This window comes from Sphingobium agri (genome assembly GCF_023051225.1).
GTDB classification, from domain to species: Bacteria; Pseudomonadota; Alphaproteobacteria; order Sphingomonadales; family Sphingomonadaceae; genus Sphingobium; species Sphingobium agri.
The window spans coordinates 981,149-1,005,718 of the sequence record NZ_JALKHS010000006.1; the positions used below are offsets into that span (position 1 = coordinate 981,149).

Annotated in this window: 20 protein-coding genes, 2 tRNA genes and 2 pseudogenes; 14 read left to right on the top strand and 10 right to left on the bottom strand. The window is 61.0% G+C overall.

Annotated features, from left to right (window positions below):
- The first annotated feature begins 138 nt into the window (after window positions 1–138).
- From MU848_RS08180 to MU848_RS08195, 4 genes are all read left to right on the top strand, one after another.
- A complete protein-coding gene (locus MU848_RS08180; protein WP_247231141.1) occupies window positions 139–1,896 on the top strand; it encodes a sensor histidine kinase in 1,758 nt (585 codons plus the stop codon).
- Between the two features lie 49 nt (window positions 1,897–1,945).
- Window positions 1,946–2,983, top strand: a complete 1,038-nt coding sequence (locus tag MU848_RS08185) for a polysaccharide deacetylase family protein (protein ID WP_247231142.1) — start codon at window positions 1,946–1,948, stop codon at window positions 2,981–2,983.
- Between the two features lie 25 nt (window positions 2,984–3,008).
- Window positions 3,009–3,084, top strand: a tRNA-Ile gene (locus tag MU848_RS08190).
- Between the two features lie 94 nt (window positions 3,085–3,178).
- Window positions 3,179–3,255, top strand: a tRNA-Pro gene (locus MU848_RS08195).
- Window positions 3,256–3,387: 132 nt separating this feature from the next.
- Here MU848_RS08195 and MU848_RS08200 read toward each other — a convergent pair.
- Window positions 3,388–3,600: a hypothetical protein gene (locus tag MU848_RS08200; protein ID WP_066523849.1), complete on the bottom strand. Its 213-nt coding sequence runs from the start codon at window positions 3,598–3,600 to the stop codon at window positions 3,388–3,390.
- Between the two features lie 155 nt (window positions 3,601–3,755).
- Entirely contained in the window at window positions 3,756–5,129 is a 1,374-nt protein-coding gene (locus tag MU848_RS08205) for a M28 family peptidase (protein ID WP_247231143.1), read from the bottom strand.
- A gap of 101 nt (window positions 5,130–5,230) precedes the next feature.
- Here MU848_RS08205 and ettA point away from each other — a divergent pair, with 101 nt between their 5' ends.
- Window positions 5,231–6,916: an energy-dependent translational throttle protein EttA gene (gene ettA, locus MU848_RS08210; protein ID WP_097091572.1), complete on the top strand. Its 1,686-nt coding sequence runs from the start codon at window positions 5,231–5,233 to the stop codon at window positions 6,914–6,916.
- Between the two features lie 355 nt (window positions 6,917–7,271).
- Here the strand turns inward: ettA and MU848_RS08215 are convergent, their stop codons facing one another.
- From MU848_RS08215 to MU848_RS08225, 3 genes are read right to left on the bottom strand one after another with little or no spacing between them, the layout of a single operon-like run.
- Window positions 7,272–7,553 (bottom strand): acylphosphatase, encoded by a 282-nt coding sequence (locus MU848_RS08215; RefSeq protein WP_201513998.1) that lies wholly within the window; start codon window positions 7,551–7,553, stop codon window positions 7,272–7,274.
- Window positions 7,553–8,323 carry an NYN domain-containing protein gene (locus MU848_RS08220; protein ID WP_201513996.1) on the bottom strand — a complete coding sequence of 257 codons (771 nt, stop codon included), beginning with the start codon at window positions 8,321–8,323 and terminating at the stop codon, window positions 7,553–7,555. The genes MU848_RS08215 and MU848_RS08220 overlap by 1 nt, the downstream gene beginning before the upstream one ends.
- The gene (locus MU848_RS08225; protein ID WP_097092774.1) at window positions 8,323–8,976 is read right to left on the bottom strand and encodes a carbonic anhydrase; all 654 of its coding nucleotides are present in this window, start codon (window positions 8,974–8,976) and stop codon (window positions 8,323–8,325) included. Before MU848_RS08225 ends, MU848_RS08220 begins: the two co-directional genes overlap by 1 nt.
- A gap of 44 nt (window positions 8,977–9,020) precedes the next feature.
- On the opposite strand from MU848_RS08225, the pseudogene lipA reads away from it, so the two are divergent.
- A pseudogene (gene lipA, locus MU848_RS08230) lies at window positions 9,021–9,978 on the top strand (lipoyl synthase).
- 4 nt (window positions 9,979–9,982) lie between these two features.
- A complete protein-coding gene (locus MU848_RS08235; RefSeq protein WP_097091568.1) occupies window positions 9,983–10,453 on the top strand; it encodes a type II toxin-antitoxin system RatA family toxin in 471 nt (156 codons plus the stop codon).
- Here the strand turns inward: MU848_RS08235 and MU848_RS08240 are convergent.
- Window positions 10,405–10,917: a CinA family protein gene (locus MU848_RS08240; protein ID WP_097091567.1), complete on the bottom strand. Its 513-nt coding sequence runs from the start codon at window positions 10,915–10,917 to the stop codon at window positions 10,405–10,407. The two genes, MU848_RS08235 and MU848_RS08240, sit on opposite strands and share 49 nt — an antisense overlap.
- 3 nt (window positions 10,918–10,920) lie before the next feature.
- On the bottom strand, window positions 10,921–12,096 hold the full coding sequence (locus MU848_RS08245; protein WP_247231144.1) for a bifunctional 2-C-methyl-D-erythritol 4-phosphate cytidylyltransferase/2-C-methyl-D-erythritol 2,4-cyclodiphosphate synthase: 1,176 nt from the start codon (window positions 12,094–12,096) through the stop codon (window positions 10,921–10,923).
- A gap of 102 nt (window positions 12,097–12,198) precedes the next feature.
- On the opposite strand from MU848_RS08245, the gene dusB reads away from it, so the two are divergent.
- The 7 genes and pseudogenes from dusB to hflX all read left to right on the top strand — a co-directional run bounded on the left by dusB (window position 12,199) and on the right by hflX (window position 21,508).
- Window positions 12,199–13,218 (top strand): tRNA dihydrouridine synthase DusB, encoded by a 1,020-nt coding sequence (gene dusB / locus MU848_RS08250; RefSeq protein ID WP_247231145.1) that lies wholly within the window; start codon window positions 12,199–12,201, stop codon window positions 13,216–13,218.
- Window positions 13,215–14,327, top strand: coding sequence for a two-component system sensor histidine kinase NtrB (locus MU848_RS08255; protein WP_247231146.1), 1,113 nt, complete (start codon window positions 13,215–13,217; stop codon window positions 14,325–14,327). The genes dusB and MU848_RS08255 overlap by 4 nt, the downstream gene beginning before the upstream one ends.
- Complete coding sequence (gene ntrC / locus MU848_RS08260) at window positions 14,324–15,769, top strand: nitrogen regulation protein NR(I) (protein WP_247231147.1); 1,446 nt, start codon at window positions 14,324–14,326, stop codon at window positions 15,767–15,769. The genes MU848_RS08255 and ntrC overlap by 4 nt, the downstream gene beginning before the upstream one ends.
- A 93-nt stretch (window positions 15,770–15,862) precedes the next feature.
- A complete protein-coding gene (locus MU848_RS08265; protein ID WP_247231148.1) occupies window positions 15,863–18,115 on the top strand; it encodes a sensor histidine kinase in 2,253 nt (750 codons plus the stop codon).
- Window positions 18,105–19,478 carry a nitrogen assimilation response regulator NtrX gene (ntrX, locus tag MU848_RS08270; RefSeq protein ID WP_247231149.1) on the top strand — a complete coding sequence of 458 codons (1,374 nt, stop codon included), beginning with the start codon at window positions 18,105–18,107 and terminating at the stop codon, window positions 19,476–19,478. The genes MU848_RS08265 and ntrX overlap by 11 nt, the downstream gene beginning before the upstream one ends.
- Window positions 19,479–19,622: 144 nt before the next feature.
- Window positions 19,623–20,111, top strand: a pseudogene (gene hfq / locus MU848_RS08275) (RNA chaperone Hfq); the annotation flags it as partial.
- 65 nt (window positions 20,112–20,176) lie between these two features.
- The gene (hflX, locus tag MU848_RS08280) at window positions 20,177–21,508 is read left to right on the top strand and encodes a GTPase HflX (RefSeq protein WP_247231150.1); all 1,332 of its coding nucleotides are present in this window, start codon (window positions 20,177–20,179) and stop codon (window positions 21,506–21,508) included.
- A gap of 9 nt (window positions 21,509–21,517) precedes the next feature.
- Here hflX and mazG read toward each other — a convergent pair whose 3' ends face one another.
- The 3 genes from mazG to MU848_RS08295 form a co-directional block, all read right to left on the bottom strand.
- Window positions 21,518–22,306, bottom strand: a complete 789-nt coding sequence (gene mazG / locus MU848_RS08285; RefSeq protein WP_247231151.1) for a nucleoside triphosphate pyrophosphohydrolase — start codon at window positions 22,304–22,306, stop codon at window positions 21,518–21,520.
- A gap of 334 nt (window positions 22,307–22,640) precedes the next feature.
- Window positions 22,641–23,942 (bottom strand): MFS transporter, encoded by a 1,302-nt coding sequence (locus MU848_RS08290; RefSeq protein WP_247231152.1) that lies wholly within the window; start codon window positions 23,940–23,942, stop codon window positions 22,641–22,643.
- Window positions 23,939–24,565, bottom strand: a complete 627-nt coding sequence (locus MU848_RS08295) for a retropepsin-like aspartic protease family protein (protein WP_247231153.1) — start codon at window positions 24,563–24,565, stop codon at window positions 23,939–23,941. The genes MU848_RS08290 and MU848_RS08295 overlap by 4 nt, the downstream gene beginning before the upstream one ends.
- Window positions 24,566–24,570 lie beyond the last annotated feature (5 nt).

Below are 24,570 nucleotides of genomic sequence, written 5' to 3' on the forward strand. Positions count from 1 at the left end.
ATTGTCCCACTATGCGACGCTCCCCGAATTGCCATCCGCTGGCCCTTTTCCTCAGGCACGGGAAGGCCTATTCGTTCGTCATGATTTCCTTTCGCGGCGAAGTTCTGCACGTCGGCGGAAGTCCTCAAGGGGAATAAGGTGCGCTTCAACGATTTGATGCAGACGGTTCTCGCCGCAGAAAACAGGAGCGGCCTGGGCGCGGTGACGCTGTGGCGTCAGTGCGTCGATCTGCTGGCGCAGAATGATCGTGCCGACCGGCGCACCTTGCCGGATGAAGAACGCGCCGTGTTGCTGGACCGGCTCGCGGGACTGCAACCTCAATTGTCGGAAACCCAGCGGATCGCGTCGGTGGTCGAGCTCGGCGGACGCTTGCGGTCGCCCGCGCTCGTCGAGTTTTTTGCCAATGACAGGCCCGCGATTGTAGCCGCCGCCATGTCGCGCGCGCGCCTGCCTGATGACGCGTGGATTGCCCTGCTACCTAGCCTCACGCCAACAGCGCGTGGCGTTCTGCGGGGACGGCGAGATCTGGGCGCCGCGACACAGCAGGCGCTGGAGGCGTTCGGCGCGGCCGACCTCGTCCTGACAAGCGACCGTGCGGCGGAGCCTGTCGACGATATGAGCGACATGCTGCTGACGCCCGCCATGATGGCGCCAGATGACAGCGCGGAGCCATCTGCGGATGTGCAGGAAGCACTGGTCGAAGACGCTTCGGCCGAGCCGACGGATGACGTTCCGGCAGGCGACGACCAGATCCGGAACCTTGTCGACAGGATCGAACGCTTTACGAGCGGGCGGCGGATACCCGATGTGGTCACGCCCCGTGCCGACGTTGGGCAGTCCGGCGCCGTCGGTTCCTTCGCATTCGAAACGGATGCCACGGGCATGATGATCTGGGTCGATCAGGGCCCGCGCGCGGCGCTGATCGGACTTTCGCTTGGTGAGGTGGCTGTTGTCGGCGCAAGCGGCCCCGACGGCAGCGTTGCGGGCGCTTTCATGCGGCGCAGCGGATTCCAGAATGGACGCTACACCATCGTCGGCGGAGCGATGGCGGGCGAATGGCGGCTATCGGCAACGCCCTTCTTCGATCCGCGATCGGGCAGATTTCAGGGATATCGCGGCCAAGCCCGCCGCCCCTATCTGCATGAGGTCGCGGCTCCGCCGCAGGCTGAACCTGTGTCAGTCGCCGGACTTTCCGCCGACTCGCTGCGGCAACTGGTGCATGAGCTGCGCACGCCGCTGAACGCTATTTTGGGGTTCGCCGATATCATCGAACAGGAGCTGTTCGGTCCCAGCGGCCCCGAATATCGGGAGATGGCGGGAAAGATTGCTTTGGACGCCCGGCATCTGCTGGCTGCTTTCGATGACCTTGACCTTGCGGCCCGCGTGTCGCGCGGAGAAGGGGCAGAGGCTCCGGTTGCGATCGACCCGGCGTTGCTGATCGCGCAAGTGTCCGCTCGGTTCCGGGAGCAGGGTGAGGGAAATGGCGCTCAGATCGACATCAATCTGGCGCGATCGCTGCCGATGGTGCGGATCGATCCGGTTCAGGGCGAACGCATGGTACAGCATCTGATCCGCACGGTCGTTTCAATCGCGACGCCGGGCGAGGCGCTGAGCGGCGCTTGCTGGTATCAGCCGGATGGCGGACATGGATCGGTGATGCTGGCGGTCGACAGGCCTGCAAGCCTGGAGGGGATGGACGAGGAGCGGCTTCTCGACCCTGGCTATACAGCCGATGGCGATTGGGCGGATGGCCCGTTGCTGGGCCTCGGCTTTTCGCTGCGCCTGATACGGAGCCTTGCGGCGGGTTGCGGCGGCGCCTTGCAGATCGAGCCGGACCGGTTCCTGCTGTCGATGCCCGCGATCACCTTGGCTGAGGATGCTGCAGGCAGCTTCTGACGCTTTGAGGGAAACGCTATCGCAACCTTTGCGGCGGTAGAGCGGAGCCATGAATTCATCCGATCATGACGGCAGTCTGCTGCGCAGGCCCTTGGCGCAGGACATGGTCACGCTTGCTCCCGATTTCGGGACGCGGTTCATGCTGTTCGTCGATACCGAGGAAGAGTTCGACTGGAGCGCTCCATTCAGCCGCCATGGCCATGGCGTGACGGCACTGGATGGCATGGCGCTCGGTCAGGCCTATTTCACGTCAGCGGGCGTGAAGCCCATTTATGTTGCTGATTATCCAGTGGTAGACAATGACGCCGCTGCCGGGATGATGGCGCAGTGGGTGGCTGACGGCATGGCGGATGTCGGCGCGCACCTTCACCCCTGGGTCAATCCTCCGCACGTTGAAGAGGTGACTGAGGCGAACAGCTATGCAGGGTTTCTTCCCGAGGCGGTTGAGCGCGCGAAGCTGGAAGCATTATGTCACCGGATCACGGAGCGGTTCGGCCGACGCCCGGCCGCCTATCGCGCTGGGCGCTATGGCGTTGGGCATAATAGCGCGCGCTTGCTGGAGAAGGCAGGGTTTCGGCTCGACAGCTCGGTACGCAGCAGGTTCGATTATAGCGCACAGCATGGACCGGACTTCCGGGGCTTGCCACTCAATCCCTATTGGGCGGGGCCGGAGCGTGCTCTGGTCGAACTGCCGCTTTCGACAGCCTTTGTGGGGATGTTGCGAAGCGGGGGCGAGCGGCTTTATCAAAAGGCGCAGTCGGTCGGCAGGATTGCGGGGGGCTTGGCGCGGACCGGTTTGTTCAGCCGGGTGCCATTGACGCCAGAGGGCGTGCCGGTCCGTGATGCCATAAGCGCGATCGATGCTTTGATCGAAGAAGGCGCCGCAGTCCTGAACTTCAGCTTCCACTCGCCGACGCTGGAGCCGGGGCATACGCCCTATGTACGCAGCGCGAAGGACCAGGCTGCCTTTTTCATGTGGTGGGACAAGATTTTCGACCACCTCGCCAGGCGGGATGTCAAAGCGGCTTCGCTGGATCAGTTTCTGGAAGCAGTGCCGGTGCGGAGACAGGCTTGCCAAGCGGCCTGATGCCTCCTATCCGGTCGATCAGGTGGGGCCTGTAGCTCAATGGTTAGAGCTGGCCGCTCATAACGGCTAGGTTGCGGGTTCGAGTCCTGCCGGGCCCACCATTTCCTGCATCGGCCAATCTGAAGGGAATAGAATGCCACTGTTCCGCGATGGCTCATTGACGGGACGCATTCTTCGCCGCTAAGGCGCCTACGTCGGGGAGTAGCGCAGCCTGGTAGCGCATCTGCTTTGGGAGCAGAGGGTCGCAGGTTCGAATCCTGTCTCCCCGACCACCTTCAAACATCGATGATCGGCGCTGTTCCTGCGACAGCTTCTTGCACGGCTGCGGCGCGTATCTCGCGCATGTAGAAAAAGGGCGGACCGTGACACGGCCCGCCCTCTTAAAAATCTTGCTGACGCGAAGATTATTCGGCGTTCGCAGCGTTCGAAGCAGCGTTCGCAGCGTTGTCGGCGGCGTTAGCAGCATTCGCAGCGTTGTCGGCAGCGTTAGCAGCGTTTTCGACAACGTTTTCGACAACAGCGTTCGAAGCGTTCGCGGTCTCGTTGGCCGGCTTCTCACCGCAAGCGGCGAGGGCCATCAGGCCGGCCGAAGCGAAAACAACAGCGATCTTCTTCATTGTGTACGGCTCCCATAGCATATTGCCGCGTCGGCATATTGTTAACACGCCCGACGCGAGCGACCCGCATTAACGTGTGCGCTGCACAAATCAATGCTTTTCTGCGTCGGTGAAGCGACGGAATCACGCGACGGAATGTTGTCTACTACAAAAGTTCACTTATTCGCCAGCGATTCTGTGGTGGTGGCGAATTCATGCAGGGTGACGGCCCAGGCTGCCACATTCTGTTGCAGTTGCGCGCGATCCACCTTGTCCAGGGTGTCGTCCGCAGTGTGGTGGATGTCGAAATAGCGGGTGCCGTCCTGCTGCAGATCGAGTACCGGCACCCCTGCCTTCACCAAGGGCTCGATATCCGATCCGCCTCCGGCAGCGGTGCGGCTGGGCGCGATCCCAAGTGGAGCGAGGGCGTTCGAAATTCGGTTGGATACCGCTGCGTAGCTTGCGGGCAGCTTGAAGTCGACGCGCCAGACGCGGTCTGCGCCGAAGTCCGATTCCATGGCAACGACATGACGTTCGCTGCCATGCGTGGCGAAGTAGGCGCGCCCTCCATCGCCGCCGACCTCTTCCGCCCCCGCCATGAGGATGCGGATGGTGCGGCGGAGGGAGCCTGCCTTGGCAGCGTGGAGCGCAGCAGCCGTGATGATCCCGCACCCTGAGGCATCGTCTATGGCACCGGTGCCCTGGTCCCAACTATCGAGGTGGCAGGCGGCAAGGACGATGCCCGCGGCCGGATCAGCGCCGGGCAATTCAGCGATGACGTTGCCCGAAGGCTGATCCTTGAGCATCCTGGACGTAAGGATCAGGTGAATGCGGACAGGCTGGCCCCGTGACACTATGCGGGTCAGCTGGTCGGCATCCACGGTACTGAGTGCGGCGGCCGGGATCGGCTTCACGCCATCGGCCCACATCTGAACACCGCTATGCGGCAGACGGTGCTGATCGGTGCCGATCGACCGTATCAGGATCGCCGCTGCGCCTTTGCGTGATGCGACACTTGGCCCCTGTCGGCGGGTCGCGCCGAAATGGCTGTAGGAGCTGCCATCTTGAGTCGCTGTCATGGCATGACTGACGAAGGCGATCTTGCCCTTCAAGCTGCCGTCGGGCGCCGCCTGAAGATCAGCCAGTGTAGGGAAATAGACGACTTCGCCCTCGATCCCCTTTGCGGGCGTCGATGCGCTGTTGCCGAGCGCGGCCAATGCCAGGTGCTGAGGGAAGGGCGATACGATCCGTGCTTCGTCATGGCCGCGTACCCAGACCGGCATGCTATATGGATCCGCGTGGACATTGGAAAAGCCGAGTGACTTGAGCTTCGCAACCGCCCAATCGCGCGCCCGCGCCTCCTGAGGCGTGCCAGCAGGGCGAGGGCCGACCTCCGTCGTGAGGCCTTCGGTGAAATCCCAGGCTATGCTGTCCTGCAAGGCCGCTTCTCGAATCGCGGCGGCGACTGGAGGAGCAGCTGCGACGCGGAGCGGAGAGGCGATGCTGCCGAGAAGGAGCGCGGCGATGGTGCCCGATCGGATTTTCTGCATGAATGAAGGCTTAGCCAGTGATCCGGCATTTGCCAATGGCGCCGGGCTTCGCTAACTCCGGCCCAAATTTAGTCATTCGTCTTTCGGAGCTGTTTCAAGCCATGTCCGCGTCATCGCAATATGCCTTCGTCATGAAGAACATGACCAAGAGCTTCCCCGGCGCCCCAAAGCCGGTGCTCAATGGTATCAACCTGCAATTTTATCGCGGTGCCAAGATCGGCATCGTCGGCCCGAATGGGGTCGGTAAATCGACGCTGATCAAGATCATGGCGGGCATCGATACTGATTATAGCGGTGAAGCCTGGCCCGGCGAGAATGTCAGCGTCGGCTATCTGGCGCAGGAGCCGCAGCTCGACCCGGCCAAGAATGTCCTGGAAAACGTCAAGGACGGCGCACGGGAAATCGCGGACAAGCTGGACCGGTTCAACGAGATCAGCATGATCATGGCCGATCCGCCGGAAGATGCCGATTTCGACGCCCTGATGACCGAGATGGGCGAGTTGCAGGAGCAGATCGACGCTGTCGATGGCTGGACGCTCGACAATCAGCTTGAGATCGCGATGGAGGCTCTGCGCTGCCCGCCGTCGGACTGGTCGGTTGAAAGCCTGTCGGGTGGTGAGAAGCGCCGTATCGCGCTGACCCGCCTGCTGATCCAAAAGCCGGACATCCTGCTGCTCGACGAACCAACCAACCATCTGGACGCGGAAAGCGTGGAGTGGCTGGAAAACCACCTGAAGGAATATGCGGGCGCGGTGCTGATGATCACCCACGATCGCTACTTCCTCGACAATGTGGTGGGTTGGATCCTGGAGCTCGATCGCGGTAAATATTTCCCTTACGAAGGCAATTATTCGACCTATCTCGAGAAGAAGTCGAAGCGCCTGGAGCAGGAGTCGCGCGAAGAATCGGGTCGCCAAAAGGCGATCAAGGACGAGTTGGAGTGGATCCGGCAGGGGCCGAAGGGACGCCAGACCAAATCGAAGGCGCGTATTGCCAAGTTCGAGCAGCTGGTCGCCAGCCAGGAAAACCGTACGCCCGGCAAGGCGCAGATCGTTATCCAGGTGCCGGAACGGCTGGGCGGCAAGGTCATCGAAGCGAAGAATATTTCGAAGGCCTATGGCGACAAGCTGCTGTTCGAGAATCTGTCCTTCACGCTGCCGCCAGGCGGCATCGTTGGCGTGATCGGGCCGAACGGCGCGGGCAAGTCGACGCTGTTCCGCATCATCACTGGCCAGGAGACACCTGACTCCGGCGAAGTGGATTTCGGCTCCACCGTACGCCTCGGCTATGTCGACCAGAGCCGCGACCATCTCGATCCGTCAAAGAATGTCTGGGAAGAGGTGTCGGATGGCCTCGATTATGTGAAGGTCAACGGCCATGACATGTCCACGCGGGCCTATGTCGGCGCCTTCAACTTCAAGGGGCAGGACCAGCAGAAGAATGTCGGCAAGCTGTCCGGCGGCGAACGCAATCGCGTCCACATGGCCAAGATGCTGAAGAAGGGCGGCAACGTCCTGCTGCTCGACGAACCGACCAACGATCTTGACGTCGAGACGCTGGCCGCGCTGGAAGAGGCGATCGAGAACTTCGCCGGTTGCGCGGTGGTTATCAGCCACGATCGCTTCTTCCTCGATCGCCTTGCCACGCACATCCTCGCCTTCGAAGGCAACAGCCATGTCGAATGGTTCGAGGGCAACTTCGAAATGTATGAAGAGGATAAGCGCCGCCGTCTGGGTGATGCCGCCGACCGGCCAACCAGCCTGGCTTACAAGAAGCTGACGCGCTGATGAGGTGTTGAGGGGCAGGATGAGCAAGTGGTTGCAATCAGCGCAACCAGCACGGCGCCCTTCGCACTTGCACAATAGGTCGCTTGATCACATATCGGAGGGGCCTTTCAGGCATCCTCTCCTAAAACTTTCAGGCCGGCCCATTTGGGTCGGCCATTTTTTTGGGCTGGCGATTGGTGGCTGGACTGATGCAGGTGAAGCTCTAAGTAGGCTGGTACGATCCGGGTCGGGCTGCGAGGCTAGGTCGGCTGCTAATGCTGTTTGCGCTCCGCCCGTTGAAGGACAATATTTTACGAACAAGAAGCTTTGACAAGCTCAGCCACGGCCTGAACGTTCGAGCTGGGCATAGTTTGCTCTAGCCGGTCGATCGTTTCTCGAAAGAAGTCAGGTCTTGCACGGCCTGCTCCGTCACTTCAATGCGCGCGACCTGCGCTGCTGGTGGTCCCTCATGAGCCAAGGCTATGAAGCGTTTCACCGCGTCTTCGGACCCCTCGATCAGCGCCTCAACACTGCCGTCGAGCCGATTGCGAACCCATCCCGCCAATCCTAGATTACGCGCCGTTTGCATTGTCCAATTACGATAGAAGACGCCCTGTACCCGGCCAAAGATCATGAGGCGGCGGGCGACAACAGGCATCAACGCACCCGCTTGATCCAGGTCTGCCCGTTTTCACGCGTTTCCGTGATGAAGTTGGGGATCGCCTGCACCAGATCCGAGAGGCGTTTAAAGCCATAGTTGCGGACGTCGAAGCTCGAACGGTTTGCGACGCGCTGACCGACCGGGCCTAAGGCAGCGAAACCATTCTGATCGCGCTTTGCCGCATCATAGGCTTCTATGAGCAGGCGGACGACCTCATCATCGACTTTGTTTATATCGGCTTTGGTTGGGTCCGCAGACTTTGCGGCGGCTTCGTCCGGCGCTGCGACAGCGACACCAGGCTCGGGGCTTGCTGGTGCAAGCGATGCCGCCAGCGCCGCCACGTCGATGAAGCGCGTGCATGCGCGGCGAAATCCCTCCGGCGTCTTGTCGGAGCCAAATCCATAAACGTCTATGCCTTCCTGGCGGAGGCGGGTTACCAGGGGCGTGAAGTCGCTATCGCTGGACATGAGCCCAAAACCGGTGACGCGGCCGCCAGCCATCAGGTCCATGGCGTCGATCGTCATCTTCATGTCGGTCGCATTCTTCCCCTTGGTGAGGTCGAATTGCTGCTGCGTTTCGATGGCTTGCGTCACGGCCTGCCGCGCCCAGCCCTTGAGCGAAGGCTTGCTCCAATTGCCATAGGCGCGGCGGATGTTGACCGTTCCAAGCTCGGCCAGAACGGTCAATACGGGGTCAAAATGGTCGGCGGAGGCGTTATCAGCGTCGATCAGCAGGGCGACATTGCCGCTGGGGATCGCCGACGCCATCAGGCCGTTTCCAGCGACGCAGGATGGAATTCGCCACTCGCTTCGTCAAGCAGATGAAGCTGGCCATCGGCAATCGCGAAGAAGGCCCCCACCAGTTTCAACTCGCCATCCCTTTCCTTTGTGCGGACGCAGGGGAAGGTCCGTAAATTGGCGAGGCTGACCTTGACGCCCTCCTGCTCCATCGCGCGGTGCGCGTCACGGCCGCGATCATCGCCAAAGCGTGCAACGACCTTGTCGCGGGCGTCATCAAGCATGTCGATCCAGTTATGAATGAAGCCACCTTCGCCGGGAGGGGCGTCTTTCAGTTCCTGGCTCAGCGCCGCCTTGCAGCCGCCGCACTTGCCATGACCCATGACGACGATCTCCCCCACCTTGAGTACCTGAACGGCGAACTCGAGCGCTGCTGAAACACCGTGGTGACCGGGATTGGTTTCGAAGGGAGGCACCAGTGCCGCCACGTTACGGACCACGAAGATCTCGCCCGGGCTGGTGTCGAATATCTGGGCAGGATCGACCCGGCTGTCGGAGCAGGCGATGACCATGACGCGCGGGCTTTGCCCTTCACTCAGTTCATCCCATCGTTCACGCTGCTGCGTCCAGCCAGTGTTGCGGAAGCGGCGATAGCCTTCGAGCATGTCGGAAAAGTCGGTCATGGCCATGTCTCTGCCCAACAATCTGGGGGCTGGCAAGAGCGGGCATGCATCGCTATTTGAGGGCGCATGACAGATACCGCTCCGCTACCTGTGCAGGCCACGCCCCCGCGCACACGCAAGCCCGACTGGATCAGGGTGAAGGCGCCGACGAGCCCCGGCTATCATGAAACCCGAAAGCTGATGCGCGAAAAGGGACTGGCCACCGTTTGCGAAGAAGCGGCTTGTCCCAACATCGGCGAATGCTGGACGAAGAAGCATGCGACGGTGATGATCCTGGGCGACGTGTGCACCCGGGCCTGTGCCTTCTGCAACGTCAAGACCGGCATGCCGCGCAAGGTCGATACCAATGAACCGCAGAATTTGGCCGATGCCTGTGCCGAGATGGGGCTGGAGCATATTGTCATCACATCGGTGGATCGTGACGACTTGCCGGACGGCGGTGCTTCGCAATTCGTGAAGGTGATTGAAGCGCTGCGCCGCACGACGCCCGATACGACGATCGAGATATTGACGCCGGATTTCCGGAACAAGCATGAACGCGCCGTGCAGATGATCGTGGCCGCGCGGCCGGACGTCTATAATCATAACCTGGAGACAGTGCCCCGCCTGTACCCGACTATCCGGCCCGGCGCGCGCTACTATGCATCGTTGCGACTGCTGGAATCGGTGAAGAAGCTAGACCCGTCAATCTTTACGAAGTCCGGGATCATGCTTGGCCTGGGTGAAGAGCGCCTGGAGGTGCACCAGGTGATGGACGACATGCGTTCGGCCGACATCGACTTCCTGACGATGGGGCAATATCTGCAGCCCACGCCGAAGCATGCCAGGGTGATGGAGTTTGTCACGCCTGCCGCCTTCAACGCTTATGCGGCGATCGCACGGGCCAAGGGCTTTTTGCAGGTGGCATCAAGCCCGCTGACACGTTCCAGCTATCATGCGGGGAAAGATTTCGCTGAAATGCGGGCCGCGCGTGAAGCTCAATTGGCACGAGCGGCACGCTGAACACATGCCCAAGCATCATGAAACAAGGCCGCTTCCCTATACGCCGGACCAGATGTTCAATCTGGTTTCCAACGTCGCTGCCTATCCTGAATTCCTGCCTTGGGTAAGCGCCATTCGCGTGCGCCAGGACAGCGATTCAGAGATGGTGGCTGACATGATCGTCGGCTTCAAAGGGATCAAGGAAAGCTTCACCTCGCGCGTTCACAAGCATCGGCCGGATTATGTACGGGTCGATTATCTGGAAGGACCGCTGAAGCATCTCCACAATGAATGGCGCTTCCGCGATGACGGCAAGGGCGGGGTGCTGGTCGATTTTGAAGTCGAGTTCGAGTTCAAGAACCGGCTTTTCGAGATGCTGGCTGGCCAGATGTTCGACAAGGCGCTGCGCAAGATGATCGGTGCGTTCGAAACGCGCGCGGCGGAACTCTATGGTGATTCGGGCAGCAACAGTTCGAGTGCGCAGAGCGCCGCCTGAAGGCGGACGCCGCCCCGGCCACTATCCTCGAAATAACGCATGTCCGCGACGACCTTGTCCGGATTGCCGCCACGTTCGGCGCGCGCGAAAACGACGGTGCCGACCGGCTTTTGCTCGGACCCGCCGCCGGGGCCGGCGATCCCGGTAATCGCTACCGCGACATTGGCGTGGCTTTTTATCAGGGCCCCTTGGGCCATCGCCCATGCGGTCGCAATGGAGACGGCGCCGAAGGTTTCCAGCACGTCTTGCGATACCTTCAGCAACTCATTCTTCATGTCGTTGGAATAAGTGATAAATCCAGCTTCGAAGACCTCGGAGGATCCGGCGATCTCGGTTAGCGCTGCAGAGACGAGGCCGCCCGTGCAGCTTTCCGCAACGGCGATAGTGCGGCCAGCGCGGCGATTGGCGATGATGACGCGTTCGGCAAGGTCTACCAGCGGCGCGGGGAGAATGCGATCAGGCATGGCTTAGAATAGCGCGGGGAGGGAGATGGTTGCAACGGCTTGCGCAGCGATGCCTTCGCGGCGTCCGGCGAAGCCCAGTTTTTCCGTCGTCGTCGCTTTGATACTCACGCTGTCGAGCGGGATGGCGAGTATTTCACTGATCCGCTGTCGCATGGCGTCCCTATGCGGTCCGATTTTCGGCGCTTCGCAGATAATCGTGACGTCAACATGGTCGATGCGCCCACCGCGGGCGATGACGCGCGCCCCGGCATATTCCAGAAAGCGCGAGGACGCAGCGCCGCGCCATTGCGGATCGGACGGAGGGAAGTGGCTGCCGATGTCGCCTTCGGAAAGAGCGCCGAGCAAGGCGTCGACAAGGGCGTGAATCGCCACGTCCGCATCGCTGTGGCCCGCAAGCCCCCTGTCATGAGGCACCTGCACGCCGCAAAGCCAAAGCTCCTCGTCAGCAGCAAGGCGGTGGACGTCATATCCCATGCCTACCCGAGTCGTGCGTCGCGACGCCAGCAGGGCTTCAGCCCGAGCGAAATCCTGCGGATAGGTCAACTTCTCCAACCTCTCATCTCCGGGCACCAATATGACGTCATGGCCCGCAAGGCGCAGCATCTGTGCGTCGTCCGTAGCTTCACGGCTGCTGTCCCAGTTGCGATGTGCGCTGAGGATAGCATCGAAGTGAAAGGCTTGCGGTGTTTGCACCCGGTAGAGCCCGGATCGGTCGACGGTATCGCCAGCGGAATCATCCGCCGACCTTACCAACGTGTCCGCGACCGGGAGAGCGGGAAAGGCTCCGGGCGCTCGATCGAGAGCGCCCAGCAACTGTTCGATCATGGCGGACGAGAGAAAGGGCCGTGCGGCATCATGGATGAGCACCCGGTCGGCGCCACCGCCTGCGGCGATGGCTTCCAATCCCGCGCGAACGGAGCCTCGCCTGCTATCCGCGCCTTCGATGATCGAGGTAACCTGGCCGCCGCCGATCAATGCTCGCACAGTGTCTTCCTGCCCAGCGCCTATGACGAGGTACACCGAGTCAACGGCCGGATGTGCTGTAAAAGCGTCGATGGCATGTGCGATGACTGCCTTGCCGCCGACTTGGCGGAACTGCTTGGGCGTATCGCCGCCCGCGCGGCTTCCCTGGCCTGCGGCGAGGACCAGTGCTGCGACCTTGTGATTATGCCCTGTCATCGCAGCGCGTGTAGCGAACGGCGGATCGCTCCGCCAGACCACTTGCTTGCCGCGCGATTGCTTTTCAGCTAAGGGCTGCCTGTTTTTTAGGCAAAGCTGGTGATGCGCACTTTATCCCCCATTTCCGTTGGTCCGGTGACGATCGACATGCCGGTGATCCTGGCGCCGATGACTGGCGTCACGGACATGCCGTTCCGTACTCTGGTCCGCCGCTATGGGTCAGGATTGAACGTGACGGAGATGATCGCGACCGCAGCGATGATCCGCGAGACGCGGCAGTCGTTGCAGAAAGCGGCATGGCACCCGGTGGAAGAGCCGGTTTCGATGCAGCTTGCGGGCTGTTCGCCGCAGGAGATGGCTGAAGCGGCGAAGCTGAACGCCGATCGTGGTGCGGCCATCATCGACATCAATATGGGCTGCCCGGTCAAGAAAGTGGTCAATGGCGACGCGGGCAGCGCGCTCATGCGTGATCTTCCCTTGGCCGCCGCGCTTATCGAAGCGACGGTGAAGGCGGTCGATGTGCCCGTGACCGTAAAGATGCGCATGGGATGGGACCATTCCAGCCTGAACGCGCCGGAACTTGCGAGGATTGCCGAGGATCTCGGCGCGAAACTGATCACGGTCCATGGGCGCACTCGCTGTCAGATGTACAAGGGTAGTGCCGATTGGGCATTCGTGCGCAGCGTGAAGGAAGCCGTGTCGCTTCCAGTGATCGTGAATGGCGACATTTGCTCGATCGAGGACGCGGAGACTGCGCTGGAGCAAAGTGGGGCGGATGGCGTCATGATCGGCCGGGGTGCTTATGGCAGGCCTTGGCTTATTGGGCAGGTGATGCATTGGTTCCGGACGGGGACGCGGCTTGCCGATCCGTCCCTGGAAGAGCAATATCGCCTGATTACAGAACATTATCGGGCGATGCTGGATCATTATGATGGCTTGACCGGCGTCAACATGGCCCGCAAGCACATCGGTTGGTACACCAAAGGCCTCACCGGATCGGCGGAGTTTCGCAACGCCGTCAATCAGGAGCCCGACGGCGACGTCGTTCTGGATATGCTCGCGCGCTTCTACGAGCCGCTGATTGCACAGGATGAGGCGGTCGAGACGCGCAAGGCTGCATGACGATGCCGTTGACGACCGTCCCGCCGCCTAGAATGCAGCAGGACGGGCCATCGCTTCCGGAACTGATGACGGCGCTGCCGGTCGCTACGCTGGTCATTGCTCCGGACAACAGCATCTCGGACGCCAACGTGCGGGCGGAAACATTGCTCAACATGGCGCGATCGGCGATCGTGGGCAGCGACGTCACGCGCACGATCCGCATGGCGGAGATGGGCGGGCGTTTCGACATCTGGCATAGCAACAAGCCAATCGCCGCCTATGACGTCAAGGTTCACGCGGGACGGACGGCCGAGATGGAGGTCGATCTGATGATCGCCCCCGTGATCGACCATGAAGGGTGGCGGGTGGTTTCCATTCACGCCCAAAGTCACGCGCGCAAGATCGGTCATCGCGGCACTGCGGGCGGCGCTCGATCAGCCATGGGCGCAGCGGCGATCCTGGCCCACGAGATCAAGAACCCGCTCTCCGGCATACGGGGCGCGGCGCAGCTGCTGGAGTCCGGCAACGGCGGGCGTGATACCGTGTTGACGCAGTTGATCTGCAATGAGGTGGACCGGATAGCTGCCTTGATCGACCGGATGCAGGATTTCACGACCGATCGCAGGCTGGAATGCCGCCCCGGCAACATCTACCCGATGATCGACCAAGCGGCCAACATTGCAGTGGCCGGCTTTGCAAGAAATATCAGGATTATAAAACGTTACGATCCGTCTCTGCCATTTGCAGTGATCAATGACGATGCGCTTGTGCAGGTCATGATCAACCTCCTCAAAAATGCGGCAGAAGCGCTGGAGAATGTCGAGGAGCCCAGCATCCGCGTTGAAACCGCATTCCGTCACGGAGTCTCCGTCGTTCTCGGCGACGGGAAGGGGAGCGCGGTTCTGCCCATAGAGATATTGGTCATTGATAACGGGCCGGGCGTGCCGGAGCATATTTTGGATCACCTCTTCAACCCCTTCATAACGGGGAAGCGGGACGGGCAGGGCCTCGGCCTCGCACTTGTGGACAAGCTGGTCCGGGACATGAACGGCTTCGTCCAATATTCACGCGATCCGGAAGCAGGCGAGTCGACCTTCCGCATCCTTCTTCCGATGGGGATGGCCGCGTGACGAGCACCGGGTCCATCCTGGTCGTCGATGATGATCCGGCCATCTGCGTGGTGGTGGGAGAAGCGTTGCGACGGCAGGGGCATAAGGTGAAGACGGCGTCTTCCATCCGGGAGCGGAGCGCCTTGATCGACAGTTTCGCGCCCGATGTGCTCATCACTGACGTCATGCTGCCGGATGGCGACGGATTGGAGGGCGTTGCGGATATATTGGACCGCAAGCCGGGCCTGAGCGTCATCATATTGTCGGCGCAGAACACGTTGAACACCGCGATCAGGGCGACGGAGAAGGGCGCCTTCGAATATCTTCCCAAGCCGTTCGACCTCAACGAACTGTCGCGCGCGGTTGGTGATGCGCTTGGCATGAACAAGGCCGAGGAAGGCAAGCAAGAGGATGCGGGCCTGCCGCATGACGGTTTGCCGCTCGTCGGCCGGTCTCCCGCCATGCAGGAGGTTTACCGGACGATCGCGCGCGTATTGTCCAACGACCTTAGCATCCTGGTGCTGGGGGAATCCGGGACAGGCAAGGAACTTGTGGCCGAAGCGATCCATGGCCTGGGCCAGCGCCGCACGAAACCGTTCGTCGCGATCAACATGGCCGCCATTCCACGTGAGCTGATCGAGGCCGAGTTGTTCGGCTATGAAAAGGGAGCGTTCACGGGCGCAAATGTCCGGACTGCGGGGAAGTTCGAGCAGGCGCAAGGGGGCACGCTCTTCCTCGATGAGATCGGTGACATGCCGATGGAGGCCCAGACTCGCCTGCTGCGGGTATTGCAGTCGGGCGAAGTGACGACGGTCGGCGGCTCCAAGCCTGTACGCGTGAATGTCCGCATCATCGCGGCCACTAACAAGGACCTGCCCAAGCTGATCGATGAAAACCGCTTCCGGCAGGACCTCTATTATCGGTTGAACGTAGTCCCGATATCCCTCCCAGCTCTGCGGGAAAGGCGGGAGGACGTGATCCTGCTCGCGAAGCATTTCCTGGAAAGGGCCGCGCAGGAAGGGCTGCCGCGCAAGACTCTGGCGGACGATGCGGCGCAATTGTTGATGGCATATCACTGGCCAGGCAATGTGCGCGAACTGCAGAATCTGATGCAGAGGCTGGCGGTATTGAGCCGCGAGAATGTGATCGCGGCGGAGGTGCTGCGAAACAGCCTGCCGCTCGACCTTGTGCCTTCAGACTATACTGCACCTGCCGATCAGTTGGGGCTGGCGGTGCGCGAATGGGCGAAACGGCAATTGGGCATCGGGATCGGCCAGCCCAACCGCAACCTGCATGACGACATGCTGGCGGTGGTCGAACCGATCCTGCTGCAGGAAACATTGGCAAGCGTGGACGGCAATCAGATCCGGGCGGCCGGGCTGCTGGGGATCAATCGTAACACGCTCCGGAAGAAATTGACGGACTATGGCCTTGACCCCCTTCAACTCCGCGTCTCGGATTAAGGCGAGACAAAGCGACAGAAGTGTTCGGCCAAGGGACATGCGCGCCGAATTACTGTGTTTGAACCGGCACGGCATTGTTGTAAGAAAGCAACTATGGAAGGTGCAGTGACTCTCTCCACGCGGGGCCGGGCATGGAAGAGATATTTTCCACCCTTCCTTCGGCGTCATCTTGCTCCGTTGGTCGAGGCTATCACGCTGCTGCTCTTCCTCGGCACCGCCAGCCTGACGTACATCCTGCTGTCGGGGCAGGGGCAGTCCTACACCTTGCTTACCCCGCCGATCGTCGCATTGCTGCTCGTCGGAAATCTGGTCCCGGCCATTGCGCTGCTCGTGCTGCTGGGACGCCGGGTGGCGAAGCGCCGCGCGGCTCAATCGGCCATAGGCAGCGACGGACAGCTGCACGTCAGGCTGGTGGCCATCTTCTCCATCGTCGCCAGCGTTCCCATGCTGCTGGTGGTGATTTTCGCATCGCTGCTTTTCCAATATGGTGTGCAGTTCTGGTTTTCCGACAGCGCGCGCGGGATGCTGCAAAATGCGAGCGACTTGGCGCGTGGCTATTATGAGCAGAATCTTCGTGAGGTCGGGGACGAAACCGTAACTATGGCCAGCGACCTGCGCGACTACCTGGCCCAATCGAAGGTATCGAGCCCCAGATTTGCCGAAGGTTACATCTATCAGGTCGTGACCCGGAAGCTCAACAGATCGGCAATCATCGAGGTTGGCAAGGATGGCGTTGCGCGGACTGCCGCTACAGTCGATCCAGATAGCCGACCTGCTTCAGAAATGCTCTCATCCGATGCTGTCAAGCGATTGGAAGCAGGAGAGAATGTGGTTGTCGCCGCCAAGCCCAATCAGATCGAGGCGGTTACGCTGCTGTATCCGGGAGCGAAAATCTATCTTTATGCGACGCGCGATTCCGGTTCGACGGCGTTCAGCAATGTCGAACGCGCGCAAAAGGTGTTGTCCGACTATGACATTTTCGCGGCCCAATCGCGCGCTCTCCAATTGCGTTTCAACGTGGCGCTGTTCGTCGGTTCGCTGCTGCTGGTCGGGATTGCGGTCTATATCGCCCTTGCGGTTGCGGACTGGATGGTCCGGCCGGTGAACGAACTGGTGACTGCGGCACGCCGGGTAACGGCGGGCGACCTGTCGGCTCGCGTGACCAGCCCGCAATCCCGCGATGAAATCGGGACCCTGGCATCTGCCTTCAACCGGATGACGCAGCGTCTCGAAGCGCAAACCGGCGCGCTTGTCGCCGCCAACAGCCAATTGGATGAGCGCCGCGCATTTATCGAGGCTATCCTGTCCGGCGTATCCGCTGGTGTGCTTTCCGTCGATCATCAGGGCATCATCCTGCTTCTCAACAGCTCTGCTGCTGCCATCCTCGTCAAGGAGGGTGATGATCCTGTCGGGCAGCCATTAAATGCTGTTTCGCCGGAGCTAGCCGCGCTCATCGCTTCGGAAGAGGGGGCGGGCATCGTACAGACGCGCGCGCATGGCGAGGTGCGGACTTTGGCGGTCAAGGTCTCGCAAGACGCCTCGCGCCATATCCTGACCTTTGACGACATTACGCAGCAGCTATCTGATCAACGGCGCGCCGCTTGGTCGGACGTGGCGAGGCGGATCGCTCATGAGATCAAGAACCCGCTCACGCCCATTCAGTTGGCCGCCGAGCGGCTGCAGCGGCGCTATGCCGAAGAAGTGACGAGCGATAAGGCGACCTTTACGCGGCTCACGGGCACGATCGTCAGGCAAGTGGGCGACTTGCGGCGCATCGTCGATGAATTTTCGTCCTTCGCGCGTATGCCGAAGCCGGTGTTCCGCCGGGAGGCTGTGGCGGATATCGCCCGTCATGCGCTGTTTCTGCACGAAGTGGCGCATCCCGACATTAAATTTGAATTTCATGGCGAGCCGCACGATATGGACCTTGTCTGCGACCGGCGGCAGCTGGGGCAGGCGCTGACCAACATCGTCAAGAATGCCGTTGAGGCGATCGAGCCAAAGCCTGAACCGACCGGCGGCGACGTGCGTGGCCATGTGCGCATGACGGTGAGGCAGGACGAGGGCAATTTGCTGATCGAAGTGAGGGATGACGGGATCGGGCTTCCGCCGGAGCGGGAGAGGGTGCTTGAGCCTTACATGACCACCCGGACAAAGGGGACCGGCCTGGGGCTCGCGATCGTCAAGAAGATTGTCGAAGAACATATGGGCGAAATCCGCCTGGACGATGCGGAAGGGGGAGGCACGAACGTGACCCTGCGCTTCCCCATCGCCGCTCTTGAGAAATTGGAAGAAGGGCAAGTCGTTGCCATGCCCAAGGGAAAAGTGACAGCCAATGGCGCTTGATATTCTGGTGGTCGATGATGAAGAGGACATCCGCGACCTGGTTGCGGGTGTGCTTGAGGACGAAGGCTTCACCACTCGCACGGCAGCCAACAGCGACAGCGCGATAGAAGCGCTGGACGCCCGGCGGCCTTCGCTTGTGCTGCTGGACGTGTGGCTTCAGGGGTCAGCGCTCGACGGTCTCGAACTGCTGGACGAGATCAAGCGGCGCGACGCCACCATCCCGGTGCTCATGATTTCCGGCCATGGAAATATCGATACTGCCGTTGCGGCGATCCGGAAGGGCGCGGCGGACTTTATCGAAAAGCCGTTCGAAGCCGATCGGCTGCTCCACCTAGTATCGCGAGCGACGGAAACTGAACGGTTGCGCCGGGAAAATCAGGTCCTGCGTGCGCGTTTCGGACAAGATGATGAACTGACCGGGACATCGGCCGCAATCAACGCCGTGCGGGCGACGATCAAGAGGGTCGCCGGAACGGGCAGCCGGGTGCTGATTTCCGGGCCCGCGGGCGTGGGCAAGGAAGTCGCGGCGCGGATGCTTCACAGCTGGAGCGGCAGGGCGGATGCGCCCTTCATCATCGTCGCGGCGGCGCGGATGGACCCGGACAGGGTCGAAGAAGAGCTGTTCGGCGTCGAAGACCCGAGCGGGCTTGTGCGCCCCGGTTATCTTGAGCAGGCGCATGGCGGTACGCTCTACCTCGACGAGATCGCCGACATGCCGCTCACGACGCAGGGCAAGATATTGCGGGTGCTGACGGACCAGAGCTTCACGCGCGTTGGCGGGCAGCGTCAGGTGAAGGTCGATGTTCGCGTGATTTCGTCGACTGCGCGCGATCTGGCAGCGGAGATCGAGGAGCGGCGGTTCCGGGAAGACCTGTTCTATCGCCTTAACGTTGTGCCGCTCGTCATACCGCCTCTATCCGAGCGCCGGGATGATATCCCGCCGCTAGTGGACCATTATCTCGCGCGCTTTGCGGCCGAGAGGCGTGTCCCTTCGCCCGAGATCGCCAGTGACGCCATGGCCGCCCTTCAGGCAAATGAATGGCCCGGCAATGTCCGCCAGCTGCGCAACGTCATCGAACGTACGATCATCCTCGCGCCGGGCGAGCGGATCGGCCGCATCGAGCTGGACATGTTGCCGAGCGAACTGACAAGCAATGGCGCGAGCGAGGGCATGGGGCAATCCGCCATCATGGGCGCTCCGCTGCGGGAAGCACGGGAAAGTTTCGAACGTGAGTATTTGCGCATCCAGATTCGGCGCTTTTCAGGCAACATATCACGCACCGCGACGTTCATCGGCATGGAGCGGTCGGCATTGCACCGCAAGTTGAAGCTGCTCGGCATTACCGACGGAAAAGACAATTGAAGCAAGAGGATGAGTGCTGGCTCATCTGGGGCATGGACGGCCCTTCGCAATTGCGGTAGCGTCCGGGTTGCTCCCGATGCGCGGGGGCGGGCAAGACACCCTGCCCAGGGGTGCACGAGCGGGTAACGTCCCGCCAATAAGGCGAAGACCATGGCAGAAAAACTCAATAATCTTCAGGATATCTTCCTGAACAACCTGCGCAAGAGCAAAACCCCCGTGACCATGTTCCTGGTCAAGGGCGTGAAGCTGCAAGGGATCATCACCTGGTTCGATAACTTCTCGGTGCTGTTGCGCCGCGATGGGCAGTCCCAGCTTGTCTACAAGCATGCCATCTCGACGGTCATGCCCGCACAGTCTATGGACCTCACCGACCTTCGCAAGGCGAGCGACGGTAACTCCAAGCCGAAGCTGCTTCAGGAAATTTTCCTGAGCGCCGTGCGCAAGTCTGGCAGCCCGGTCACGATGTTCCTGGTAAACGGCGTGATGCTTCAGGGTGAGATCGCCGCGTTCGACCTGTTCTGCATGCTGCTGGAACGCGACGGCATGGTTCAGCTGGTCTACAAGCACGCCATTTCCACCGTTCAGCCCCTCCACGCCCTCGACCTGAGCGGCGAAGGCGAGAGCGACGATTGATCAATCTATGTTCGTACGGCCCAGCTTCGCATGAAGCGGGCCGACGCTTGATGCGTTAAGCGCTCATGGCGGTCTTCAACCGAGATACGGCTGATGAGGTGTCGCGCGGTGCGCGGGCCGTCGTCGTGCGTGCCGAAACGCATGGGATGGAGCGGCGCGACAGCGACGCACGGCTTGAGGAAGCGAGAGGGCTTGCCCTAGCAATCGGTATCGACGTGCGCGCGGCCCAGACATTTCGTGTTCGCGATCGAAAGCCCGCCACGCTATTCGGCAGTGGGCAAGTTGATCAGATCGCGACCTTGGCGCGGGCAGAAGAGGCCGAGCTGGTCATCGTGGATAATGCATTGAGCCCGGTGCAGCAGAGCAATCTGGAGAAGGCGACAGAAGCCAAGGTGATTGATCGTACCGGCCTGATCCTCGAAATCTTCGGTGAGCGCGCGGCCACGAACGAGGGGCGGCTGCAAGTCGAACTGGCGCACCTCGACTACCAGGCGGGGCGGCTGGTGCGAAGCTGGACTCACCTAGAACGCCAGCGGGGTGGTTTCGGCTTCCTTGGCGGTCCGGGTGAAACGCAGATCGAAGCCGACCGGCGGATGATCCGCGATCGGATGACAAAGATCCGGCGGGAACTCGACCAAGTGACGCGGACGCGCAGCCTTCACCGGGCTCGTCGTCAACGCGCGCCTTGGCCGGTCATTGCGCTTGTCGGCTACACCAATGCAGGCAAGTCCACGCTGTTCAACCGCATGACTGGCGCAGATGTCATGGCGGAGGACCTGCTGTTCGCAACGCTGGACCCCACGATGCGCCAGATCGCCTTGCCGGGCCTGGACAAAGCAATCCTGTCGGACACCGTGGGCTTTGTTTCGGACCTTCCGACGCAGCTGATCGCGGCATTCCGCGCGACGCTGGAAGAAGTCCTGTCCGCTGACTTGATCATACATGTTCGCGACATTGCGCATCCTGACAGCGAGGCGCAGCGCGACGATGTTCTGGATGTGCTGAGCGAGCTTGGGGTGGCGGGCGAGGGCGCGGTTGAAGGCGAAGGAGGGGAGGACGCCCCGCCGATCATCGAAGCCTGGAACAAGCTTGATTTATTGGATGGCGACTCAGCCGCTCAACTGCGGGAGATCGCAGGCAGGCGCAATGATGTCGTGATCCTGTCCGCGCTGACAGGGGTAGGGGTGGATGATCTGCAGCGGCGCATCAGTGGCCAGATGACTGCCGGAGCGGAGATCCATCAACTTCGAGTGCCTGTGGCCGATGGCGCTGCTATCGCCTGGCTGCATGAGCATGGTGAGGTGATCGGAAGCGAGACAGCCGATAGCGATGTCGTCGTGACAGTGCGATTGTCCGAGTCCGCCTTGGCCCGCTTCATGAAACGCTCAACTGCTTGATGCCACAGCCTATTGGCTGGCCAATTCCTGCTTGGCTTGCTGCCACAGGGCTTCCTTCTCTTCCAGCTTGAGGGTCTGGAAGCGGTCACCCGCCGCGTTTTCCATGCTGCGGAACCGGGTTTCGAACTTCGCATTGGCGTCTCGCAGGGCCGCTTCGGCATCGACCTTCAGATGCCGTGCGAGGTTGACGACAGCGAACAGCAGGTCGCCGACTTCCTCGTGATGCTCCTGCGAAGATCGGGCGTCATGGATTTCCTGCAATTCTTCTTCGATCTTCGCTATGACGCCTTGTGTGTCAGGCCAATCGAAACCGGTGCGGGCGGCACGCTTTTGCAGCTTTTCAGCGCGGAGAAGTGCAGGAAGCGCTTTTGCGACGCCAGCCAGAGCGCTGCCGTCCGGTTCCTTGGCAGCGCGTTCTGCAGCCTTGATCGCTTCCCATTGAGCATGGCCGTGCTGGCGATCGGAGCCTTCGTCGAAAATGTGCGGATGGCGGCGGATCATCTTCTCGGTGACGCCGTCGATGACATCCTGAAGCGCGAAATGGCCCGCTTGTTCGGCCATTCGGCTGTGGAAGACCACTTGTAGCAGAAGGTCGCCGAGTTCATCGCAAAGCGCGGGCATGTCGTTGCGTTCGATTGCATCCGCGACCTCATAGGCTTCCTCGATAGTGTAGGGAGCGATGCTGGCGAAATCTTGCTGGATATCCCAGGGGCAGCCCGTTTCGGGGTCGCGGAGTTTCGCCATTATGGCCGCGAGCGGCGTGATGTCGGCGGGGCTCGCTTTGCTGTTGGATGACATGATTGTCCTGAATTCGAGAAGGAAATAGTGAGAAGATAGAGATTTGAGGGGGACGTGGCTATCCCGCTCCGATTGTATGATAATATATATTATGTTAAATACGATCAAGGAGGCCAGTCTGTTTGTTGCGCTGTTTGGTTCTCATGCTGTTTGGTTTTCGGTGTTTCGCCACACTGTTTGCTTCATTGCCTGCTGAACCCTTGAACATCGCGATCAGGGATAGTCATGGAGAGCAACGGATGATCGCATGTGGATCATCGGCGCGGTTTGAAATGTTTGCGGCTCTCATTTCTAGTGTTTTCCCTGCGGCATGCCAGCGGCCTATCCGCATCGATCAGTCTTCCAGGATGCGGCTGTTTCGCTTGGTGTCGGGCATTCTGATGTAGATGATGAGGGATATGGCGATCATCACGCTGACATAAATGTAGAATGCCTGTTCGATGCCGATCTGCTTGAAATAGAGCGCGACGAATTCGGCCGTGCCGCCGAACAAGGTGTTCGCCAAGGCATATGGCAAAGCCACGCCGAGCGCGCGGATATGCGCGGGGAAAAGCTCTGCCTTCACGACTGCGTTGATCGACGTATAGCCCGTGACGATGATCAGACCCGCCATGACCAGCAAGCCAGCGACAAGCGGATCACGCGTCACGGCGAGCGTGGCGAATATCGGATAGGTGAAGATCAGCCCGAGAACGCCGAAGCCAATCATCAGCGGTTTGCGCCCGATGTGGTCCGAGAGCGTCCCTGCGGCGGGTTGCAGCAACATGAAAAAGAACAGCGTTATCCCATTGATCTGGGACGCTGTTTCACGGCTGAGACCGGACGTGTTCACCAGGAATTTCTGCATGTAGATCGAATAGGCATAGAAGGCGATCGTACCGCCCGCCGTGAGCAACATGACGGTCAATGTTTCGCGCGGATGCTTCGTGAAAAGCTCGACAAAGCCCGACCGCGGTGCGCCTTCCGCCTTGGCGGCGTGGAAGCTTTGCGTTTCGCTCAGACCTCTGCGTAGCCAGAAGACGATCACCGCCAGCGCGCCGCCGAGAAGAAAGGGTATTCGCCATCCCCAGGCGTCAAGCTGCTCCGGGCTCAGCACGGCTTGCAGGATGAGCAGGACGCATATTGCCGTCAACTGTCCGGCAATGAGCGTAACATATTGGAAGCTTGAGAAAAAGCCACGCCTGTCCCGCCCAGCCATTTCCGACAAATAGGTCGCGCTGGCGCCATATTCACCGCCGACAGACAGGCCCTGCATCAAGCGCGCAAGGACAAGCAAGAGCGGCGCCCCTACCCCGATCACTTCATAGCCGGGCGTTACCGCGATGAGCAGCGAGCCTGCGCACATGAGCGCGACGGAAAGGGTGAGGCCGCTCTTGCGCCCGTGCCGGTCGGCATACACCCCCATCAGCCATGCGCCGACCGGACGCATGACAAAGCCGACAGCGAAGATGCCGGCAGCACTCAACAACTGGGCAGTGCGGTCTTCGCTCGGGAAGAAATGCGGCGCGAAATAGAGCGTGAAGGCGGCGTAGGCGTACCAGTCATACCATTCCACCAGGTTTCCGGTGGAGCCGCCGACGATCGCCTTCAACCTTTCGCGTTGGGTAGGCGCACGCAGCGCGAGTGTTGACGTCATGGCTTCAACACCATCTCACCATTTTCGACGCCCCAGCTTTTGAGGCGCGACAGCATGTTCATGCCGATCACGTTCACTTCGCCAAAGGCGGGTGAGATGACGATCGGCAGATCGCTCGACCGGATCGGGCCGATGGCCAGTGTGGACACGGACGAGCGTTTCGCATCGATCTTCCCATTGGCGGTCATCATCGAGACACCGGGCGCGTTGAGATCGAAATTGAGGCCTGCCGCACGCGCGGACGATACGGAGAGTGCGGTGATGCTGGCCCCGCTATCTATGAGAAAGCGCGTCGGGGTGCCGTTGACGGTGCCCTCAACCCAGAAATGGCCATCAGGCGCGATCGGAATTCGCAAGGCCTGACCTTCGGCTGTGGCGGGCGGCGGGATGGGCGGCGCGTCTTGCGAGGACAAAGCTGGCCCCTCCCCATTCATCCTTGCGGAGAAGAGGCCGACCTTTTCGCCGAGTTTGAACAAACCGAGCAAAGCCGCGAAGATTGCGACCCAGATGAGTGCCAGGCGCAGCATTCCACCCATCGGCATGCGGCGCGCCAACAGGGCGGAGCCAACCAAGACGAGCGCAAGCACATACCAGATGCTGGATGCTGCCTGATCCCCCGTCATGCCGG

Coding starts and splice junctions, on each gene's coding strand:
- MU848_RS08185 (WP_247231142.1), top strand. CDS start 1,946: ATGAATTCATCCGATCATGACGGCAGTCTGCTGCGCAGGCCCTTGGCG.
- MU848_RS08200 (WP_066523849.1), bottom strand. CDS start 3,600: ATGAAGAAGATCGCTGTTGTTTTCGCTTCGGCCGGCCTGATGGCCCTC.
- MU848_RS08205 (WP_247231143.1), bottom strand. CDS start 5,129: ATGCAGAAAATCCGATCGGGCACCATCGCCGCGCTCCTTCTCGGCAGC.
- ettA (WP_097091572.1), top strand. CDS start 5,231: ATGTCCGCGTCATCGCAATATGCCTTCGTCATGAAGAACATGACCAAG.
- MU848_RS08215 (WP_201513998.1), bottom strand. CDS start 7,553: ATGCCTGTTGTCGCCCGCCGCCTCATGATCTTTGGCCGGGTACAGGGC.
- MU848_RS08220 (WP_201513996.1), bottom strand. CDS start 8,323: ATGGCGTCGGCGATCCCCAGCGGCAATGTCGCCCTGCTGATCGACGCT.
- MU848_RS08225 (WP_097092774.1), bottom strand. CDS start 8,976: ATGACCGACTTTTCCGACATGCTCGAAGGCTATCGCCGCTTCCGCAAC.
- MU848_RS08235 (WP_097091568.1), top strand. CDS start 9,983: ATGCCCAAGCATCATGAAACAAGGCCGCTTCCCTATACGCCGGACCAG.
- MU848_RS08240 (WP_097091567.1), bottom strand. CDS start 10,917: ATGCCTGATCGCATTCTCCCCGCGCCGCTGGTAGACCTTGCCGAACGC.
- MU848_RS08245 (WP_247231144.1), bottom strand. CDS start 12,096: ATGACAGGGCATAATCACAAGGTCGCAGCACTGGTCCTCGCCGCAGGC.
- dusB (WP_247231145.1), top strand. CDS start 12,199: ATGCGCACTTTATCCCCCATTTCCGTTGGTCCGGTGACGATCGACATG.
- MU848_RS08255 (WP_247231146.1), top strand. CDS start 13,215: ATGACGATGCCGTTGACGACCGTCCCGCCGCCTAGAATGCAGCAGGAC.
- MU848_RS08265 (WP_247231148.1), top strand. CDS start 15,863: ATGGAAGGTGCAGTGACTCTCTCCACGCGGGGCCGGGCATGGAAGAGA.
- ntrX (WP_247231149.1), top strand. CDS start 18,105: ATGGCGCTTGATATTCTGGTGGTCGATGATGAAGAGGACATCCGCGAC.
- hflX (WP_247231150.1), top strand. CDS start 20,177: ATGGCGGTCTTCAACCGAGATACGGCTGATGAGGTGTCGCGCGGTGCG.
- mazG (WP_247231151.1), bottom strand. CDS start 22,306: ATGTCATCCAACAGCAAAGCGAGCCCCGCCGACATCACGCCGCTCGCG.
- MU848_RS08290 (WP_247231152.1), bottom strand. CDS start 23,942: ATGACGTCAACACTCGCGCTGCGTGCGCCTACCCAACGCGAAAGGTTG.
- MU848_RS08295 (WP_247231153.1), bottom strand. CDS start 24,565: ATGACGGGGGATCAGGCAGCATCCAGCATCTGGTATGTGCTTGCGCTC.